At 55.9% G+C, this 17,784-nt stretch carries 17 protein-coding genes and 1 pseudogene; 14 read left to right on the forward strand and 4 right to left on the reverse strand.

Going from position 1 to position 17,784, the window contains the following annotated elements; translation table 11 throughout:
* The 12 genes and pseudogenes from ACWB12_RS03565 to ACWB12_RS03620 all read left to right on the forward strand — a co-directional run.
* Positions 1 to 174, forward strand: a pseudogene (locus tag ACWB12_RS03565) (VOC family protein); the annotation flags it as partial.
* Positions 175 to 222: 48 nt separating this feature from the next.
* Positions 223 to 1,086, forward strand: coding sequence for a branched-chain amino acid aminotransferase (locus ACWB12_RS03570; RefSeq protein WP_479528691.1), 864 nt, complete (start codon positions 223 to 225; stop codon positions 1,084 to 1,086).
* A 57-nt stretch (positions 1,087 to 1,143) separates the two neighbouring features.
* On the forward strand, positions 1,144 to 1,599 hold the full coding sequence (locus ACWB12_RS03575) for a universal stress protein (protein WP_479528692.1): 456 nt from the start codon (positions 1,144 to 1,146) through the stop codon (positions 1,597 to 1,599).
* A gap of 82 nt (positions 1,600 to 1,681) precedes the next feature.
* Positions 1,682 to 2,242 carry a NifU family protein gene (locus ACWB12_RS03580; RefSeq protein ID WP_479528693.1) on the forward strand — a complete coding sequence of 187 codons (561 nt, stop codon included), beginning with the start codon at positions 1,682 to 1,684 and terminating at the stop codon, positions 2,240 to 2,242.
* The gene (gene tsaB / locus ACWB12_RS03585; protein WP_479528694.1) at positions 2,232 to 2,831 is read left to right on the forward strand and encodes a tRNA (adenosine(37)-N6)-threonylcarbamoyltransferase complex dimerization subunit type 1 TsaB; all 600 of its coding nucleotides are present in this window, start codon (positions 2,232 to 2,234) and stop codon (positions 2,829 to 2,831) included. Before ACWB12_RS03580 ends, tsaB begins: the two co-directional genes overlap by 11 nt.
* A complete protein-coding gene (locus ACWB12_RS03590; protein ID WP_479528695.1) occupies positions 2,828 to 3,241 on the forward strand; it encodes a GNAT family N-acetyltransferase in 414 nt (137 codons plus the stop codon). Before tsaB ends, ACWB12_RS03590 begins: the two co-directional genes overlap by 4 nt.
* Positions 3,242 to 3,433: 192 nt before the next feature.
* Entirely contained in the window at positions 3,434 to 4,423 is a 990-nt protein-coding gene (locus tag ACWB12_RS03595; protein ID WP_479528696.1) for a BMP family lipoprotein, read from the forward strand.
* 6 nt (positions 4,424 to 4,429) lie between these two features.
* A complete protein-coding gene (locus ACWB12_RS03600) occupies positions 4,430 to 6,001 on the forward strand; it encodes an ABC transporter ATP-binding protein (protein WP_479528697.1) in 1,572 nt (523 codons plus the stop codon).
* The gene (locus ACWB12_RS03605; RefSeq protein WP_479528698.1) at positions 6,001 to 7,098 is read left to right on the forward strand and encodes an ABC transporter permease; all 1,098 of its coding nucleotides are present in this window, start codon (positions 6,001 to 6,003) and stop codon (positions 7,096 to 7,098) included. The genes ACWB12_RS03600 and ACWB12_RS03605 overlap by 1 nt, the downstream gene beginning before the upstream one ends.
* Positions 7,098 to 8,078, forward strand: a complete 981-nt coding sequence (locus tag ACWB12_RS03610) for an ABC transporter permease (RefSeq protein ID WP_479528699.1) — start codon at positions 7,098 to 7,100, stop codon at positions 8,076 to 8,078. Before ACWB12_RS03605 ends, ACWB12_RS03610 begins: the two co-directional genes overlap by 1 nt.
* Before the next feature lie 82 nt (positions 8,079 to 8,160).
* Positions 8,161 to 9,078 (forward strand): sulfite exporter TauE/SafE family protein, encoded by a 918-nt coding sequence (locus ACWB12_RS03615; RefSeq protein ID WP_479528700.1) that lies wholly within the window; start codon positions 8,161 to 8,163, stop codon positions 9,076 to 9,078.
* Entirely contained in the window at positions 9,079 to 9,843 is a 765-nt protein-coding gene (locus tag ACWB12_RS03620) for a TIGR02186 family protein (RefSeq protein ID WP_479528701.1), read from the forward strand. It begins immediately after the preceding gene.
* Positions 9,844 to 9,885: 42 nt separating this feature from the next.
* On the opposite strand, the gene ACWB12_RS03625 is transcribed toward ACWB12_RS03620, so the two are convergent.
* The 4 genes from ACWB12_RS03625 to ACWB12_RS03640 form a co-directional block, all read right to left on the reverse strand.
* Positions 9,886 to 10,623 (reverse strand): SDR family oxidoreductase, encoded by a 738-nt coding sequence (locus ACWB12_RS03625; RefSeq protein ID WP_479528702.1) that lies wholly within the window; start codon positions 10,621 to 10,623, stop codon positions 9,886 to 9,888.
* The gene (locus ACWB12_RS03630; protein ID WP_479528703.1) at positions 10,620 to 12,146 is read right to left on the reverse strand and encodes an ATP-dependent DNA helicase; all 1,527 of its coding nucleotides are present in this window, start codon (positions 12,144 to 12,146) and stop codon (positions 10,620 to 10,622) included. The genes ACWB12_RS03625 and ACWB12_RS03630 overlap by 4 nt, the downstream gene beginning before the upstream one ends.
* Before the next feature lie 37 nt (positions 12,147 to 12,183).
* The gene (gene ccrA / locus ACWB12_RS03635) at positions 12,184 to 13,470 is read right to left on the reverse strand and encodes a crotonyl-CoA carboxylase/reductase (protein WP_479528704.1); all 1,287 of its coding nucleotides are present in this window, start codon (positions 13,468 to 13,470) and stop codon (positions 12,184 to 12,186) included.
* A gap of 90 nt (positions 13,471 to 13,560) precedes the next feature.
* Positions 13,561 to 14,991, reverse strand: a complete 1,431-nt coding sequence (locus ACWB12_RS03640; RefSeq protein WP_479528705.1) for a 1-acyl-sn-glycerol-3-phosphate acyltransferase — start codon at positions 14,989 to 14,991, stop codon at positions 13,561 to 13,563.
* Positions 14,992 to 15,134: 143 nt separating this feature from the next.
* Here ACWB12_RS03640 and ACWB12_RS03645 point away from each other — a divergent pair, with 143 nt between their 5' ends.
* A complete protein-coding gene (locus ACWB12_RS03645; RefSeq protein WP_479528706.1) occupies positions 15,135 to 15,470 on the forward strand; it encodes a hypothetical protein in 336 nt (111 codons plus the stop codon).
* A gap of 180 nt (positions 15,471 to 15,650) precedes the next feature.
* Positions 15,651 to 17,609 (forward strand): methylmalonyl-CoA mutase family protein, encoded by a 1,959-nt coding sequence (locus ACWB12_RS03650; RefSeq protein WP_479528707.1) that lies wholly within the window; start codon positions 15,651 to 15,653, stop codon positions 17,607 to 17,609.
* Positions 17,610 to 17,784 lie beyond the last annotated feature (175 nt).

The following is a 17,784-nucleotide window of genomic DNA, read 5'->3' on the forward strand; positions in this document are numbered from 1 at the left end:
GCTGATCACGGTGTCAGCGAGGCCGTCTACCTGACCGACCTTGATGGCAATGGATTCGAGCTATACTGTGACCGCGACGAGGCCGACTGGCCACGCAGCCCAGACGGGGCGCTGGCCATGAACAATGCGCCGCTTGATGTTGCGGGGTTGATGGCTTTAGGTCTGGACAGCTGACCTACTTTGCCGATACGCTCCTTGCTGAATCAAAGGGAGATCACCATCATGGCAATGGGCACCAACATCCGCACCTATTTCGACGGCACATGGCACAATGGCGATCTGTCGATCATGAAAGCCGCCGATCATGGCTCGTGGCTCGGCTCGACCATCTTTGACGGGGCGCGGTATTTCGAAGGGGTCGCGCCCGATCTGCGCGCCCATTGCGAGCGTGCCAACCGATCCGCCGCCGCCCTGATGATCACCCCGACCGTCACAACCGACGACATGGTGCAGATCATCTGGGAAGGGCTGGCCGCCTACTCGAAAACCGCAGCCGTTTACATCCGTCCTATGTATTGGGGCATTGATTGCGGCATTGGCGGCATCGTTCCAAAGGAAAACTCGACCGGTTTCGCGATCAGTCTGGAAGAAGTCGCAATGCCCACGGCCACGGCTGCGGAAACTCTGACCACCACGCAGTTCCGCCGTCCGGTATTGGAAAGCAACGTCACCAACGCCAAAGCGGGCTGCCTATACCCCAACAACGCCCGCATGTTGGCCGAGGCCAACGCCAAGGGGTTCAACAACGCCTTGGTCGCCGACATCATGGGCAACGTCGCCGAAACCGCATCGGCCAATGTGTTCATGGCCAAGGACGGCGAATTGTTCACCCCGATTGCCAACAACACGTTCCTTGCCGGTATTACCCGCGCCCGCCACATCGAAAACCTGCGGGCCGACGGGATCAAAGTGCATGAAACCATCCTGACGTTTGACGATTTCCGCGGGGCAGACGAGGTGTTCCTGTCGGGCAATTATGCCAAAGTCACACCCGTTAGCGCATTTGACGGGATCAACTACCAAATGGGCCCGCTGACCAAACGCGCCCGCGAAACATATTGGGACTGGGCACTATCTGACGCATGAGTTACCCTTGCACTGAAACGCTAACACCTGCATCATTGCGGCCAAGGAGAACAACACATGCGTAAATTTCTAGTGGTGCTGGACGACAGCCGTGAATGTCTGAATGCGATGCGGTTCGCGGCAATGCGGGCCAGAAAATCTGGCGGCGGGGTCGAGGTTCTGTCGATTATTCCGCCCGAGGAATTCAATCACTGGATCGGTATCGGTGACATTATGCGCGAAGAAGCGCGTGAACGCATCGAGGTGCATTACGAGGTCTTTGCCAAATGGATGCGTGATCGGCAAGGGATCGAGCCAGAACTGGTGATCCGCGAGGGCGAAGCCGTGACCGAAATTATGGCGCAGGTCGCTGAACACGCTGACATCGGATTGCTGGTGCTCGGCGCTGGAAGCGACAAAAAAGGGCCTGGCCCGCTGATTACCAAGCTGATGAAATCGGTCGCCAACTTCCCGATCCCGATCACCATTGTGCCGGGCGAAATGTCAAAAGAGCGGCTTGAGGCGATCACATGATTACTATTTAGAACCGTTCCAAACCTTGACAGTTAGGCGTGGCAGGCGCATATCTGTAAACCTGACCAAAAAGGTATGCCAAATGTTTATCCAAACCGAATCCACCCCGAACCCCGCAACCCTGAAATTCCTGCCGGGCCAGAGCGTTCTAGGCAAAGGCACCGCCGATTTCCCATCGGCCGATGTTGCAGGCAAATCCCCGCTGGCCCAGCGCATTTTTGCGGCTGGTGGCATTTACGGCGTATTTCTGGGCACTGATTTCATTACCGTGACCAAAGGCGACGAAATCGCATGGGAGCATATCAAGCCCGCGATCCTTGGCGCGATCATGGAGCATTACCAGTCCGGCGACGAAGTGCTGATTGGCGAGGCCGAAAGTGCGGGCCATGCCGAACATAATGGCGCGGATGAGGCAATCGTTACCCAGATCAAGGAATTGCTTGATACCCGCGTGCGCCCTGCGGTGGCACAAGATGGCGGCGACATCACCTTCCACGGATTTGAAGGCGGCGTGGTTTATCTGCACATGCAAGGCGCTTGTGCTGGCTGCCCATCATCCACCGTGACCCTGAAAATGGGCATCGAGAACCTGCTACGCCATTACATCCCCGAGGTAACCGAGGTGCGGGCGCTTGAAGCCTGAACCACTGATACTGGCATTTGATACATCGGTCGCGCATTGCGCGGCCGCTTTGCTGTCTGGCGATACAGTTTTGGCAAAACGGGTCGAACCGATGGCCAAAGGCCAAGCCGAACGCCTTTTCCCGCTGCTTGAGGAGGTGCTGGCCGAGGGCAACGCCAAATGGTCCGACCTAACCGCGATTGGCGTAGGCATCGGCCCGGGCAATTTCACCGGCATCCGCATTTCGGTCTCCGCGGCCCGTGGATTGGCGCTGTCACTAAACATTCCGGCGGTTGGCGTTTCCAGTTTCGAGGCCCAAGCGATTGACGCCCCGCGCCCCATTCTTTCGCTGGTAGATGCGCGGCGTGATCAGGTCTTTGTGCAGGAATTAACCGATGGTGCCGCACAGCCGCCCCACGTCATGGCCAAATCCGATATCACCGCCACAAACACCATCATCGGTCCAAGCGATACCGTCAGCCCCGTCGCCATCGCCCGCATCACCGCCACGTGCTATACCGATTCCACCCTGCCCCGCCCTGCCCCGCTATACGTGCGCGCACCCGATGCCGCTCCGCCGCGCGATCCGGCGCCCGTCATCCTACCATGACCCCAACTGAACTCGCTGCCCTCCATGTCCGTTGCTTTGAAACGCCCCGCCCATGGAGCGCCGATGAATTCACAACGATACTCACCACTAACGGCGTGTTCCTGCGAACCACCGATACAGGCTTTATCTTGGGTCGTGAAATAGCGGGCGAAGCTGAATTGCTGACACTCGCAGTCGATCCCGCACACCAAAGACAAGGCAACGGCCGCGCGTTGCTAACCGCCTTTGAAGACGAGGCCGCAAAACGTGACGCAACCGATGCCTTTCTAGAGGTCGCCTGTAACAACAACGCCGCTTGCGCCCTGTATCGTGCCGCCGGATACACCGAATCTGGTCGCAGACCCGCCTACTATCGCCCCCCGACAGGCCCCAGAATTGCGGCAATGATCATGCGTAAGCCCCTGATTTGAGTCTGATATTGGCCGATCCAGCGCCTGCCCCCCTGAATCCGCGCGATAGATGCTACCAAATGGTAAAAAGCTATTGACCCTCCCCGCCACCTGCGGGCTTAATCGTGAATGATCTAAAAACGATCTGCTCGCTTACTTGGGTTCTGCCCCCATTCCGGCGGCGACCCAAAAACAAAAATCGGGAGAGAAAATATGACCCTTATGCAGAAATTCCTTGGCGCCGCTGCGACGCTTGCCCTTACAGCAGGTATTGCCACAGCTGAACCAGCCATCATCTTTGACCTTGGCGGCAAATTCGACAAATCATTCAACGAGGCCGCTTTTAACGGTGCCACACGTTGGGCCGAAGAAACTGGCGGCACATTCCGCGATATCGAGCTGACATCAGAAGCACAGCGTGAACAGGCCCTGCGCCGGTTTGCCGAAGCTGGCTATAACCCGGTTGTAATGACCGGCTTTGCCTTTGCGTCCTCGCTGGATACAGTTGCCGCCGATTTCCCCGACACGAAATTTGCCATCATCGACATGGTGGTTGACCAGCCAAACGTACAATCGGTTGTCTATAAGGAACAAGAAGGCTCGTATCTGGTTGGCATGATGGCCGCTATGGCATCCAAATCCGGCACTGTCGGCTTTATTGGCGGTATGGACATCCCGCTGATCCGCAAATTCGCTTGTGGCTACGTTCAGGGCGTTAAGGCTGCGAACCCCGATGCGATTGTGATCCAGAACATGACCGGCACAACACCATCCGCCTGGAACGATCCGGTTAAAGGTGGTGAGCTGACCAAAGCGCAAATCTCGCAAGGCGCTGATGTTGTTTATGCCGCGGCTGGTTCCACCGGTCTGGGCGTGCTGCAAACCGCGGCGGATGAGGGCATCCAGTCAATTGGCGTTGATTCTAACCAGCACGACCTGCACCCGGGCCAGGTTCTGACATCCATGCTGAAACGCGTTGATGTTGCCGTTTACAACGCATTCTCGGCTGGGGCCGATCTGCCAAACGGTTTTAACGTACTGGGTCTGGCCGAAGGCGGGATTGATTACGCAATGGACGACAACAACAAAGATCTGGTCACAGCGGAAATGCTGGCCGCTGTTGATGCCGCCAAAGCAAAAATCATCGCTGGCGATATCGTTGTGCATGACTATATGTCCGACAATGCTTGCCCAGTGAAATAAGCACTGATGGCTAGCGCACAATCCACGGAGCGGCAGGAAACTGCCGCTCCAGCTATCGAACTTGTCGGCATCTCCAAGGCTTTCGGGCCGGTGCAGGCAAACAAAGACATCTCGCTTTCTGTTGCGCGCGGCTCGATCCATGGGATCGTTGGCGAAAATGGCGCCGGGAAATCCACGCTGATGTCGATCCTTTACGGGTTTTACAAGGCAGACGCGGGCGAGGTCTTTATTAGGGGCAAAAAAACCCTGATCCCAGACAGCTCCGCTGCCATCAAAGCCGGTATCGGCATGGTGCACCAACACTTCAAACTGGTTGAAAATTTCACGGTTCTTGAAAATGTCATTTTAGGCATGGAAGACGGCCCGCTGCTAAAACCATCATTGACCAAAGCGCGCAAGTTGCTCAAGAAACTGTCTGACGAATACGAATTAAGCGTCGACCCTGATGCCTTGATTGAAAATCTTCCAGTGGGCCATCAACAACGCGTTGAAATCCTCAAAGCGCTGTATCGCCAAGCCGACGTCCTTATTCTGGACGAACCCACCGGCGTGTTGACCCCCGCCGAGGCCGACCACCTGTTTCGCATTCTGATCGGGCTAAGGGATCAGGGCAAAACCATCATCCTGATCACCCACAAGCTGCGCGAGATCATGGAAGTCACCGATACGGTATCGGTGATGCGCCGTGGTGAAATGACGGCCACAGTTAAAACCAAAGACACCAGCCCAGAACAATTGGCCGAGTTGATGGTTGGGCGCAAGGTTCTGCTGCAAATCAACAAAAAGCCCGCCACGCCGGGCGAGCCGATCCTCGAGATCGAAAACCTGCAAGTGATCGACGACAAGAATGTCGAGCGCGTCAAAGGCGTTTCATTACAGGTACGTGCCGGTGAAATTCTGGGGATCGCAGGGGTCTCGGGTAACGGGCAAACTGAATTGCTGGATGTGCTGGGTGGTTATATGAACGCCACGGGCACAATCCGCATCAAAGGGCAGGAAATTGATCTGACCGGCAAGCATTCCAACGGCCAGTCACGCCGCCACCGTGGCATTGCACATGTGCCCGAAGATCGTCAGTCCGAAGGACTGATCATGGATTTCATGGCGTGGGAAAACATGATCTTTGGCTATCACAATGATGCGGCATACAACAAAAACGCGCTGATGATGGACAACGCCGCGATCCGCCGCGAAACCGAGGCCAAAATGGATCGCTTTGACGTGCGCCCGCCCAATCCGAAGCTTCAGGCGAAAAACTTTTCCGGCGGCAACCAGCAGAAAATCGTGCTGGCCCGTGAAATTGAACGCAACCCCGATCTGTTGTTGGTCGGTCAGCCGACCCGCGGCGTTGACATTGGCGCGATTGAATTCATCCATAAGCGGATTGTCGATCTGCGCGACGAGGGCAAAGCCATTCTGCTGGTCAGCGTCGAGCTGGAAGAAATCCTGTCCCTATCTGACCGCATCATCGTGATGTTTGACGGCCATATCATGGGCGAACGCGACCCCGCCAAGACAGATGAAAAAGAGTTGGGCATGTTGATGGCCGGTATGGAAACAAACGGGGGGGCTGCCTGATGGACAAGATGCCAAGATGGGCCGACGTGGTTCTGATCCCGTTGATCAGCCTTAGCCTTGCCTTGTTTGCCTCGGGGCTGGTGGTTCTGGCCATCGGTCAAGACCCTGTTCAGGCAATCACCGTGATGATCAAGGGCGCGCTCGGCTCCACCTCGGGGATCGGCTATACGCTCTATTATGCCACCAACTACATGTTCACCGGCCTTGCGGTGGCTGTGGCGTTTCATGGCCGAATGTTCAACATCGGTGGCGAAGGCCAAGCCGCCATCAGTGGTGTCGGTGTGGCCATTGTTTTATTGGCGTTTGACTGGCCACACTGGACGGTTGCCCTGCCCTTTGCCATCCTTGGCGGTGGATTGTTTGGCGCGGTATGGGCCGCTATTCCGGCCTATTTGCAGGCACGGCGTGGAAGCCACATCGTGATCACCACAATCATGTTCAACTTTATCGCAGCTGCCGTGATGGGGTATTTGCTAAACGGCATCCTGAAAAATCCCAACACCCAAAGCGCTGAAACCGTGAAATTCCCCGATGGGGCACACCTGCCGACAATCCATGAAATGCTTGCCCCCTTGGGGATCGAGTTTTCCAAATCGGCCCCCGCCAATGTCAGCTTCCTGCTGGCGCTGCTCTGTGCATGGCTGGTCTGGTTCCTGCTGTGGCGCACGCGGTTAGGTTACGCCATCCGCGCCTTTGGACACAGCCCGACTGCCGCCAGTTATGCCGGTATCTCTGCTTTCAAAATCACCATGATCGCGATGATTATCTCGGGCGCTTTGGCTGGCATGCTGTCGATCAATGTGGTGATGGGCGAACAGGAACGCCTGATCAAGGAATTCGTCGAGGGTGCAGGATTTGTCGGTATCGCCGTTGCCCTGATGGGACGAAACCACCCGATCGGCATCATCCTTGCAGCGCTGCTGTTTGGCATGCTGGCCCAAGGCGGGTTTGAACTGCTTTGGGAAATGCCGGGCATCAGCAAAGAAGTGGTGCTGGTGATTCAGGGCATGATCATCCTGTTCACAGGTGCGCTGGATTACATGGTGCGCGGACCGGTCGAAAAACTGTTTATACGCGCACGAAAGGGGCAAAACTGATGGATTTTGCACATACATTCCTGCAGGCCATTATCGCAATGGACATGACCATCCGCCTGTCCGTGGTGCTGATACTGGCCTGTCTGGCGGGACTCTATTCAGAACGCGCCGGTATCTTTGACATCGGGTTGGAAGGCAAACTGCTGATCTCGGCCTTCTTCTCGGCGGCTATATCGTTTGAAACCGGCAACGTCTGGCTGGGCGTGCTGGCGGGTGTTGCGGCCTCGATGGTGTTCTCGTTGATCCACGGCATCGCCTCGATCACCTATCGCGGCAACCAGTTGATCGCTGGGGTTGCGCTGAATTTTCTGGCGTCGGGCCTGACCATTGTTATCGGTCATGCATGGTTCAAGAAGGGCGGCCAGTCACCCGCCCTGCCAAACGGGTCGCGGTTTCACGAGATTACCCTGCCGTTTGCCGATGCTTTGCGCGAGGTTCCAATTGCAGGGCCGATCTATGCCGATGTGATCTCGGGGCACAAACCCCTCGTCTATATCACCTTCCTGATTGTGCCCTTCACATGGTGGCTGCTGTTTCGCACCCGTTTCGGCCTGCGTCTGCGCGCCGTTGGTGAAAATCCGGCCTCTGTCGATACTGCTGGCGTATCAGTGATCCGATACCGCTATGCCGCTGTGATGATCGCAGGCGTGCTCTGCGGCCTTGGCGGCGCCTACCTTGCTACGTCCCAAGCCTCGGCTTTTGGACGCGAGATGTCGGCAGGGCGCGGCTTTATCGCGCTCGCCGCTTTGATCTTTTCCAAATGGCGTCCTTGGTATGCCTTGATGGCCTGTTTGCTGTTCGGTTTCCTTGAGGCAATCAGCAATCTATACCCCAACATCGATGTCTTTGGGGTCTTTGAAATTCCGGTCCAGTTCATGCAGGCGCTACCATATATCCTGACTGTAGTGATTCTCGCGGGCTTCGTCGGCAAGGCGGTTGCACCCCGTGCAGGCGGTGAGCCGTACGTGAAAGAACGGTAAATATGCATATATTTGCATCTATTTGGTGCAAAATCGTTTCTGCCCTATTGTCGATTAGGGTAATTCTGGATTAGGAACGCCTATGCAAATTTATCTTCCCATTGCCGAGATATCGGTGAACGCGTTTCTTTTGCTTGGTCTTGGCGGCATGGTCGGCATCCTATCGGGGATGTTTGGCGTCGGTGGCGGTTTTTTGATGACCCCCCTGCTGTTCTTTATAGGCATCCCGCCAGCCGTGGCCGTGGCCACCGAAGCAAACCAGATTGTTGCCTCGTCCTTTTCCGGCGTTCTAGCGCATTTCAAACGAAAGACGGTGGACCTGAAAATGGGCACTGTCCTGCTGATTGGCGGACTGATTGGCGCATACCTTGGTATCCAGCTGTTCAATTACCTCAAAAGCATGGGGCAGGTCGATCTACTGGTGAAACTCAGCTATGTGATATTCCTTGGTATCATCGGCTCCTTGATGTTTATCGAAAGCCTGAACGCCATCCGCCGATCCCAAAAAACCGGCGCCGCCACCAAACGCAAGAAACACAACTGGATCCACAACCTACCCTTCAAAATGAAGTTCCGCACATCGGGTCTGTATATCTCGGTGATCCCGCCATTTATTGTTGGGATTTTTGTGGGTGTTCTGGCCGCAATCATGGGCGTCGGCGGCGGCTTTGTGATGGTGCCCGCGATGATCTATCTGATCGGTATGCCCACCAAAGTTGTGATCGGCACCTCCCTGTACCAGATTATTTTCGTGACCGCCTTCACCACGATGATGCACGCCACAACCAACTTTACCGTTGATATTGTGCTGGCCGTTCTGCTGCTGGTTGGCGGCGTTATCGGCGCACAGATCGGCACCCGCATTGGTCTCAAAATGAAAGCCGAACAACTGCGCGTCCTGCTGGCCATACTGGTGCTGGCGGTTTGTGGCAAACTGGCGCTTGATCTACTGATCCAACCCAGCGAACTTTATTCGCTCGGCACTGGCGGGGGGCACTAGATGTTTCGTTTTATCGTCCTGTTTCTACTTGCCGCTGTTTTACCTCTGAATGCTAGCGAAGAAATCGTCGCTGATCTTTCGCAAAGCCGCGTCGGTATTTCGGCCACCTTTGATGGTTCGAATATTCTGATCTTTGGCGCGATCAGCCGTGATGCCCCCATCCCGAGCAATGGTCCTTTACAGGTCATCATCTCGGTGGCCGGCCCATCAGAACCTGTCACAGTTCGCCTTAAGGAAAAAAAGGTTGGCATCTGGGTTAATAGCGATTCCGTGCTGATTGACGCGGCCCCCAGTTTTTATTCCGTCGCCACAACAGCCCCGTTAAAGGAAACGCTGACAGAAGACGTAGACCGACTCTACAAGGTTTCTATCACCCGCGCTATCAACTCGATGAGCGCACAGATACAATCATTGGGCCACGCCAGAAACTTTATCGACGCTTTGATTCGCATCCGCACCAATAATGGTCTGTATCAAGTGCGAGAAGGTGCTGTGGAATTAATGTCCGACACGTTATTTCGCACCTCGATTGACCTGCCTTCAAACCTGACAGCGGGCGGATACACCGCCCGTATCCTGATCACCCGAGGTAGACAGGTGGTGGATGTGTTTGAAACCAATCTGGATATCCAGAAGGTCGGGATCGAGCGCTGGCTCTATAACCTTGCCCATGACAATGCGGTTTATTACGGCTTGATGTCACTGTTCATCGCGATTGTCGCCGGTTGGCTCGCATCTGCTGTGTTCAGCTACTTCAAACCCTAGAGCAATTTGCATTCTCTTGTACCAGATTAAAGACAAAACACCCTAACCGCGCCCGATCAACGGCATCTTTGTCGCCATAATCGTCATGGATTGAACATTGGCCGACAGTGGCAACGCCGCCATTTGCATCACCGCATCCGCCGCCAGCCCCACATCCATCATCGGCTGCACAGCCACATCGGGATTGGCCGCCAGTGCGCGGGCATTCAACTGGTCCAGCAATTCGGTCTGTGCATTGCCAATGTCAATCTGACCACAAGCAATATCAAAGGCCCGACCATCAAGGCTCAGCGTCTTGGTCAGCCCCGTGATCGCATGTTTGGTGCTGGTGTATCCCACTGATCCTGGCCGTGGCGCGTGGGCTGACACCGACCCGTTATTGATAATCCGCCCGCCTTGCGGGGTCTGCGCCCGCATCTGTCTAAACGCAAACCGCGCGGCCAGAAACATCCCCGTCAGGTTCAGCTCCACCACATTGCGCCACTCATCCACGCTGATTTCGTCAATCAGACCGGCAGGACCAAAACTGCCGGCATTGTTGAACAACACATCCAACCGTCCAGTGGCTTTGGCAAACATCTCGAACGCCACGCCCAACACATCCTCATCCGTCACATCTGCTGGCAACACATGCGCAGCATCATACCCGTCCGCAACCGCTTCCAACGCTTCACGGCGACGCGCAATCAGGCCCACTTGCCAACCGGCCGCCAGAAACACCTTGGCCGTGGCCGCCCCGATCCCAGAACTGGCACCGGTGATGATAATCGTCTTGCTCACTCCTCATCCCCCTCAAGCGTCAATGGCACGGTCGCGCCCTGTAAATCGTCAACCGTCAATGGCGCGGATGGCCGCGACAGCATATTGCGCGTCACCCAGAACAACCGCTTTTCCGCCCGCGTGATCGCCACATAGGCCAGCCGTTTCCACAGTGCTTGCCCCGCCTCAACGCGCCCCATCCGTGCCGCCACAAACAGGTCAGGCGCAAACACCTGCACGTTTTCCCATTGCGAGCCTTGCGCCTTGTGGATCGTCACCGCAGAGCCATGCAAAAAAGCAGCTCCCATGCGGGCTGCATAGGGGATGAACGGCTCTTCCTCGTCCGGCATCTCGATCTTGATAATCGACGCCGCAGATACCTGCGGGTCCTCGGCCCCCAGCACATGGATGCGCGAAAACCCCGCCTTGCGACCAGGCCCCAGATAGATCACCTGTGCGCCCTTAATCAGCCCGCGCGCCTCAAGATCAATGCGTTTCTTGCGGTGCTTGACCGGCAGTTCAATCCCGTCACAGATCAACGGCTCGCCTGCCATCAATTCATCCGCAGGTGCACCATATGCACCCCGAAACGCATGTATCAACCGAACACGTGTTTTGTTCATCCACACCAGCGCAGGGGATCGCGCCATCATATCCACCTCGACCCGTTGCGCCAAAACCACGCGGTCATCTTTGGCGGCGGCCTCGGCGATCATCCGTTCAAAATCCTGAAACTGCAGGCTCTCGTCACTTAACGCATGGGCCAGATCAAGGATCGGATTATCTGCATCCTGTCGGTGAATACGGTGCAGCTCCAGCTTTTGCTTGCCGGAAAAATTGTCAAACACCATCTCGCCGGATTGCCCGACAGGGGCCAGTTGCGCGGGGTCACCGAATAACACCAGCGTCGGAAATATTTCCTTCAGATCCTCCAGCTGCTTTTCATCCAGCATGGAACTTTCATCGACGAACCCGATGTCCATCGGCTCGTCGCGGCGCTTCCAGCCGATGATGAAATCCGAACCCCGCAAACCCGCCGCCGCCAGCGCACCGGGGATGGATTTATTACTGGCGTAAAACAGCGCCGCACGGTCAAGGGCGGCCTCGGTTAGCCCCTCAATCTCGGGCTTCTCGCCTCTCCCTGCCAGCCATTCGGCAATTTTCTCGTATTCGGGGTCATACAACGGCGTATATAATATCCGGTGGATCGTGGTCGCAGGCACCCCGTGATTGCGCAACACACTGGCGGCTTTGTTGGTCGGGGCCAAAATCGCCAAGGTGCGCTTGTCCTTGCGACGCTTGGCCTCGTAATCGCCTGAAACGATGTCAACGCCAGCCTCTTCCAAGGCCTCGTATAGACGGGCCAACAGCAGCGTCTTGCCCGACCCTGCCTTGCCGACCACAGCTAAAACACTATCGCGCCCATCGCTTTGCGGCGTCAGGATACTGTTGTCCAGATCAACGCCAGCCCCCAGCAACACCTCGGTGATGCGGTCGTAAGCTTCGGCCTGATCTTCGGAAAATGTTACTGCGGGTGCTGCCATGCGGCGACCCTATATGCACCGCACAAAAGAGACCAGATTAAACGCCCGCCTCCAGTGCATCTTCCAGCGTTCGCAGCCCCGTGGTCGGAGCCTGAACCAGCACCGCCATATTGCCCGGCTTGTGCTCGTTCCTCCACATCTTCATGTGTGCCGCTGGGATTTCATCCCACGGGAACACCTCGGACATTGACGGGTCCAGCCGCCGCTCGATCATCAACTGGTTCGCTGCGGCTGCCTGTTTCAGATGGGCAAAGTGTGATCCCTGCACCCGTTTTTGGTGCATCCACAAATACCGCGCATCCATCGTCAGGTTATACCCCGTCGTGCCCGCACAGATCACCACCATACCGCCTTTTTTCACCACGAACACTGATACCGGAAAGGTCGCCTCGCCCGGATGTTCAAACACCATGTCGACATTAATGCCCTTGCCGGTGATATCCCAGATCGCCTTGCCGAATTTGCGGACCTCGCCGAACCACGTCTTGTATTCCGGCGTGTTCACCGTCGGCATTTGCCCCCAGCAATTGAAATCCTTGCGGTTGATCACGCCTTTGGCGCCCAGCCCCATGACGAAATCGCGCTTGTCCTCGTTGGAAATGACCCCAATCGCATTTCCCCCCGCTGTGTTGATCAGCTGGATCGCAAATGATCCCAGCCCACCGGACGCGCCCCAAACCAGCACGTTCTGCCCAGGTTTGAGTTCATGCGGGTGATGCCCAAACAACATACGGTAAGCCGTGGCCAGCGTCAGCGTGTAACAGGCACTTGCCTCCCATGTCAGATGCTTTGGGCGTGGCATTAGCTGTTGCGCCTGAACCCGCGTGAACTGTGCGAATGACCCATCCGGCGTCTCGTAACCCCAAATCCTTTGGGTGGGCGAAAACATCGGATCACCCCCATTGCACTCCTCGTCATCGCCATCGTCCTGATTGCAATGCACCACCACTTCGTCGCCGACTTTCCAGCGCTTTACCTTGTCTCCCACAGCCCAGATAATCCCCGACGCGTCCGACCCCGCGACATGGTAATCCGCCCCATGCACATCAAAGGTCGAAATCGGCGTGCCAAGTGCTGCCCAGACCCCGTTGTAATTCACCCCTGCGGCCATCACCAGAACCAGAACCTCGTAACTGTCGATCATCGGTGTATCCACCACCTCTTGCAACATCGCCTTGTCAGGGTCACCATGACGGTCCCGCCGGATGGCCCACGCATACATCTGTTTGGGAACATGGCCCATCGGTGGCATTTCACCCACCTCATACAAGTCCTTTTCAGGAGCATCATATGCGGCAATATCCGGATTTTTATCAACAGTCATAAGAGCCTCCAAAAGCCGTGCTGGTGGCGCAGAATCGGCGCCAGTGTCTACATGTGGGATAGAATTGCTCGCGCAACAATGCAATCGCATTCAGGTAGTTTTTGAAATTATCTTACGTCGCGACTTTTTCGGTGCAGTCTTCTTATTCCGCACCGCTTCCACAAGATGCGCAATCGAATTGGCGTAGAACTGCAACGTGGCCCGCTCTTTATCGCTCGCGGCGAGTCCCCCGTCCCGCTCGACCACCATGTGACGCATAGATAAAATCTTCAGCCCGATCTCGGCAGCATATTCCAGACTGTCGCGCGGCACATGGATATGGGCCCCGTTCGCCTCAAGCCTTTTGGCAAGCGCCGTCACCCGCACAGCCACCTCATCCCCGCTCAATGGTCCATCCGCGTCCAGCATCACCGTCGCCACCAGCGGCACGGGCAACACAGGCACCACATCGCGCACCCGCTCCATCACCTTTTGCGCCACACATTCGGTTACATTACCCGGACAGGTTTTCACAAACTCGCGCAAACTGACCGGATCACCAAAACTGACCGAGGCATAACCGAACCGGTGATACCGCCCCGTCATCTTGAACTTGATCTGCCGCCCGATGAACCCCAGCATCTTTAGCAGGCTAAACCGGAACTTGCGGTTGCCCGCATCCGCCGCCGATAACAGAACACGGTCTTCCATCACACGGTCGTAATTCAACGCCACCGGCACAAACACCACATCACGCGCACCTTCTGGGTCAAAATCCGACACCACATAATTCAGCAACCCCAGCTTTGGTTCGCGCACGGTGCCATCCAGACTTAAGCCGCCCTCGGGAAACACCGCCTGCGTCACCCCACCAGCGGTCGCCAGTTGCACATATCGCGCCAACACACGCCGATATAAAGGATTGCGCGATTTGCGCCGGATGAAATACGCCCCCATCGCGCGGATCAGATGTTTTAACGGCCAGATCTGCGCCCATTCCCCCACCGCGTAGGACAGCGCCGAACGTTCCCCCGCCAGATACGTCACCAGCACATAATCCATATTTGATCGGTGGTTCATCACGAATATCACCGTGGCATCAGGGTCAATCGCCTCGATTGCCGCCTCGTCAAAATGCCCAAGCCGCACGCGGTATAACGTCCGGCTTAGCCACCGTGACGCCCGCATCGCTAACCCGAAATACAGCGACGCACTAAATGATGGCACGATTTCATGCGCATACCGCCGCGCCGCCTCGAACGCCACGTTTTCGGGCACCCCTTCTGCCTGCACATGCTCTGCTATCGCCTCGGCCACCTTGGGGTCATAAATCACCCGCTGGATCATATCGTGACGCCGCGCCAGCTTGAACGGCTCGATCGGGCGATCCAGCTTAGTGTTCACCTGCGTCACCACCTTTTGCATCCGGCGGCGAAAGAACCAACGCACCGACGGGGCCAGCACTCGTTCTAGCGCCGAAAATGCGGCAAATCCCAGGATCAGGATCAATAACCAAAGTGGTAGTTCAACAACGCGGCTCATTCCCGCAGCATTTCAGGAAAGCCGCTACAGGTCTAGTGTGTGCTGATATATTCACTACTCCGAAGCTTTGACCGTCCCTAGGCTTGATTTTGCCTAAATGGCGGCGCACAGTTTTGCTACCAGTAGAAGAAGGGAAAGTAATTATGAGAATATATAAATTTGTATCCTACGCGCTGCTTGCGCTTACACTACTTTTTACCAGTGCTTCGACAGTATCCGCCTTGGACCGCCGCGTTAAAATTGTGAATAATACCGGCTTCACCATCGTGCGTTTCTATGGCTCGAACAAAGGGAGGACATCATGGGAAGAAGACATCCTTGGGTCTGATGTTATTTCATCAGGACGTTCCATGATGATCAACTTTGACGATGGGTCCGGCTATTGTAAGTTTGACTTCAAGGCCGTGTTTGACGATGGTGATGTGTTGATTAAGAAAAACATCAACATTTGCGAAATCGGGACGTTCACCTACAATTAGCCTCAAAACTATATTGGAAATATGAATGATGCGGGAGGGTAGTTTTCTGCCCTCCCCTTTTTATTTGCCTCTGACAGGCCCCACCATCCGCGCAACTATATTCCGATCACTTTCCCACTTGCGCAACATTCTTACTTTTGCGAAAACACGGTGGCGTATAACTGAATAAGGTCGCCGCCCATGTCCGCATCCAACCAAACCAGACCGTGGCTGTTTCGCACCTACGCGGGGCATTCCACCGCCGCGGCCTCCAACGCGCTTTACCGCGATAATCTGGCCAAGGGGCAAACCGGCCTGTCCGTCGCCTTTGATCTGCCGACCCAGACCGGATATGACTCTGATCACACCTTGGCCAAAGGCGAGGTTGGCAAGGTCGGCGTGCCGATCAACCATCTGGGCGACATGCGGGCACTGTTTGCAGATATCCCGCTGGAACAAATGAACACCTCGATGACGATCAACGCTACAGCACCGTGGCTACTGGCACTTTATATCGCAGCTGCCGAGGAACAAGGCGCTGATATTTCCGCCCTGCAAGGCACCGTGCAAAACGATATCATCAAGGAATACCTGTCGCGCGGCACCTACATCTGCCCACCAGCCCCATCCTTGCGGATGATCACCGACATCGCCGCCTATACCCGCGAGCATCTGCCCAAATGGAACCCGATGAACGTGTGTTCCTACCATCTGCAAGAGGCAGGCGCGACACCGGAAGAAGAACTCGCCTTCGCTTTGGCCACTGCCACCGCCGTGCTGGATGATCTGCGCGACAAGGTGCCTGCCGAACACTTCCCCGCCATGGTCGGGCGGATTTCGTTCTTTGTGAATGCCGGTATCCGCTTTGTTACCGAACTCTGTAAAATGCGCGCCTTTGTAGAGCTGTGGGACGAAATTACCCGTGAACGTTACGGCGTCACCGATGCCAAATTCCGCCGCTTCCGTTATGGGGTGCAGGTCAACTCGTTGGGCCTGACCGAACAGCAGCCAGAAAATAACGTCTACCGTATCCTGATCGAAATGCTGGCCGTAACTCTGTCCAAAAATGCCCGCGCCCGCGCCGTGCAATTGCCCGCCTGGAACGAAGCCTTGGGCCTGCCGCGCCCGTGGGACCAGCAATGGTCGCTGCGGATGCAACAGATTTTGGCGTATGAAACGGACCTTCTGGAATATGACGATCTGTTTGACGGCAATCCGGCGATTGATCGCAAGGTTGAAGAGTTGAAATCCGGTACCCGTTCTGAGTTGGCCCAGATTGATGGCATGGGTGGGGCCGTGGCGGCGATTGAATATATGAAATCACGGCTGGTTGATTCCAACGCCTCCCGCATTGCCAAAATCGAAAGCGGCGAAACCACAGTGGTTGGCGTGAACCGCTGGGTTGAAGCCGAAGCCAGCCCGCTGACATCGGGTGACGGATCAATCATGGTTTCCGATCCAGCGGCCGAAGCCGACCAGATCATGCGTCTGAACGCATGGCGCGAGACCCGCGACGAGACCGCCGTGAAAACTGCATTGGCCGATTTGCACAAGGCCGCCCTGTCAGGTAAAAACATCATGCCCTCCTCAATCGAAGCAGCCCGAGCTGGCGTAACAACCGGCGAATGGGGCGAAATGGTGCGCGATGCCTTTGGCCAATACCGTGCGCCTACGGGCGTATCCCCAAACCCTTCAAACCGCACCGAAGGGCTGGAGGAAATCCGCGCACAGGTCGATGCGGCTTCCGATAAACTGGGGCGGCGCTTGAAAATACTGGTGGGCAAACCCGGGCTTGATGGCCATTCAAACGGGGCTGAACAGATCGCCACCCGCGCCCGCGATTGCGGTATGGAAATTTGCTATGAGGGTATTCGGCTGACCCCAGAGGAAATTGTCGCTAGCGCAAAACGGGAAGAGCCGCATGTGATTGGCTTATCAATCCTGTCCGGCAGTCACATCCAACTGATTGCAGATTTGATGACACTGATGCAGGCCGAAAACCTGAGCCACATTCCGGTGATTGCGGGTGGCATCATCCCTGACGAGGATGAAAAAATCTTGCGCAAAATGGGCGTCACGCAGGTCTATACACCCAAAGATTTCAAACTAAATAAAATCATGGCCGATATTGTCACGCTGATTGATTCTCCCGGCACCTAACCGGAATCCGGCGAAACCCGCCCATTTAACCACATACCAAAAGCGGAATTTTGCGCGCCTTCAGCTTGCTAGGCGCACCCGTCCAATCCCGGCAATACTCCGCGTAAACACTTGGTTTATTTTGGTAAACTTTTCACCTACCTGCTAGGTCTAAACCATTTATCAATAGCCTGTT

The organism is Profundibacter sp. (assembly GCF_056498605.1).

Coding starts and splice junctions, on each gene's coding strand:
- ACWB12_RS03650 (WP_479528707.1), top strand. CDS start 15,651: ATGTCCGCATCCAACCAAACCAGACCGTGGCTGTTTCGCACCTACGCG.
- ACWB12_RS03580 (WP_479528693.1), top strand. CDS start 1,682: ATGTTTATCCAAACCGAATCCACCCCGAACCCCGCAACCCTGAAATTC.
- ACWB12_RS03640 (WP_479528705.1), bottom strand. CDS start 14,991: ATGAGCCGCGTTGTTGAACTACCACTTTGGTTATTGATCCTGATCCTG.
- ACWB12_RS03605 (WP_479528698.1), top strand. CDS start 6,001: ATGGACAAGATGCCAAGATGGGCCGACGTGGTTCTGATCCCGTTGATC.
- ACWB12_RS03595 (WP_479528696.1), top strand. CDS start 3,434: ATGACCCTTATGCAGAAATTCCTTGGCGCCGCTGCGACGCTTGCCCTT.
- ACWB12_RS03610 (WP_479528699.1), top strand. CDS start 7,098: ATGGATTTTGCACATACATTCCTGCAGGCCATTATCGCAATGGACATG.
- ACWB12_RS03600 (WP_479528697.1), top strand. CDS start 4,430: ATGGCTAGCGCACAATCCACGGAGCGGCAGGAAACTGCCGCTCCAGCT.
- ACWB12_RS03630 (WP_479528703.1), bottom strand. CDS start 12,146: ATGGCAGCACCCGCAGTAACATTTTCCGAAGATCAGGCCGAAGCTTAC.
- ACWB12_RS03615 (WP_479528700.1), top strand. CDS start 8,161: ATGCAAATTTATCTTCCCATTGCCGAGATATCGGTGAACGCGTTTCTT.
- ACWB12_RS03575 (WP_479528692.1), top strand. CDS start 1,144: ATGCGTAAATTTCTAGTGGTGCTGGACGACAGCCGTGAATGTCTGAAT.
- ACWB12_RS03645 (WP_479528706.1), top strand. CDS start 15,135: ATGAGAATATATAAATTTGTATCCTACGCGCTGCTTGCGCTTACACTA.
- ACWB12_RS03620 (WP_479528701.1), top strand. CDS start 9,079: ATGTTTCGTTTTATCGTCCTGTTTCTACTTGCCGCTGTTTTACCTCTG.
- ccrA (WP_479528704.1), bottom strand. CDS start 13,470: ATGACTGTTGATAAAAATCCGGATATTGCCGCATATGATGCTCCTGAA.
- ACWB12_RS03570 (WP_479528691.1), top strand. CDS start 223: ATGGCAATGGGCACCAACATCCGCACCTATTTCGACGGCACATGGCAC.
- ACWB12_RS03590 (WP_479528695.1), top strand. CDS start 2,828: ATGACCCCAACTGAACTCGCTGCCCTCCATGTCCGTTGCTTTGAAACG.